The 429-nt window shown below is 35.7% G+C and carries 1 protein-coding gene; it reads right to left on the minus strand.

Annotated elements, in window-relative coordinates; genetic code table 11:
* A partial coding sequence (locus FHK88_RS13605; RefSeq protein ID WP_227431265.1) for a rhodanese-like domain-containing protein occupies positions 1–429 on the minus strand: 429 nt, incomplete at both ends.

Consider the following 429-nt stretch of genomic DNA (forward strand, 5'->3'; position numbering starts at 1 on the left):
CAATAGGAGTTACCAATAAAATAGGTTGTTTATAATCTAAAATTAAGGCACCAACCCAAGGAGCAAATCCACCATCAATTCCTATAAAAATAGATTTAGGAATATGACCTTTTTCAAAATCGTCTTGATGACGAACATCTAGTATCAAAGCATCCGTTTCATTGGCAACCAATTCGAATGTTTTAGCATCAAAGGCTTTGGCTTCGCTAATTATAGTTTCTACATTTTCATAGCCTTCTTTATTCAACTTGACATTCATAGGGAAATAAGCTGGCGGTGGCAATAAACCATCGGTAACTTCTTTTACAAATTCTTCTTTGGTCATATTTGCTCTCAAAGCATAATTAGTTGCTTTTTGTTCACCAATACTTCCAACAGTTTCTTTGCTTAAATTTTTTCCGCAGGCACTTCCGGCACCATGTGCTGGAT

The sequence above is a fragment of the Psychrobacter sp. I-STPA6b genome (assembly GCF_020662265.1).
Lineage (GTDB): Bacteria > Pseudomonadota > Gammaproteobacteria > Pseudomonadales > Moraxellaceae > Psychrobacter.